The organism is Streptomyces sp. cmx-18-6 (genome assembly GCF_046548915.1).
Lineage (GTDB): Bacteria > Actinomycetota > Actinomycetes > Streptomycetales > Streptomycetaceae > Streptomyces.
This window is the reverse complement of record NZ_JAEBEP010000048.1, coordinates 1-625: the sequence shown is the minus strand read 5'-3', so window position 1 is coordinate 625 and position 625 is coordinate 1. Positions and strand designations below refer to the sequence as shown.

General features: G+C 71.0%; 1 protein-coding gene. It reads left to right on the top strand.

The window, feature by feature from the left end; genetic code table 11:
- On the top strand, nt 1-625 hold a 625-nt coding region (locus tag ACLJPL_RS34075), incomplete at both ends, for an IS5 family transposase (protein WP_411084816.1).

Sequence of the window (625 nt, the reverse complement as noted above, 5' to 3'; positions counted from 1 at the left end):
CGAGTACGGACCGTGGAGCCGGGTCTACGACCTGTTCCGCCGGTGGCAGCGCAACGGCACCTGGCACCGGCTTTTCACCCGTCTCCAGTCCCTGGCCGATGCGGAAGGTGCGATCACGTGGAACCTGGGCGTCGACTCCACAGTGTGCCGCGCTCATCAGCATGCAGCCGGGGCCTGTAAGCAGGGCGACCTGCAGAAGGAGCCGCCTGGTGGTACATCCACCGAGCCGGTCGATCGCGGGCTGGGACGGTCGCGTGGCGGGTTCACGACCAAGCTGCACCTGGCGGTCGAGCAGGGGCAGAAGCCCATGTCGATCGTGGTGACGGCCGGGCAGCGCGGGGATTCACCGCAGTTCGAGGCGGTGTTGGACAAGGTCCGCGTGCCCCGCATCGGTCCGGGACGGCCTCGCGTCCGCCCCGACAGCGTGCGGGCCGACAAGGCGTACGCCTCCCGCGGGAACCGGGCTTACCTGCGCCGGCGCGGGATTCGCTGCACCATCCCGGACAAGGCCGACCAGGCCCGCAACCGCCGAAGGCTCGGTTCCCGCGGCGGCCGGCCGCCGCGCTTCGACCCGCTCGACTACCGCGAGCGCCACGCGGTCGAGTGCGGGATCAACCGCCTCAAG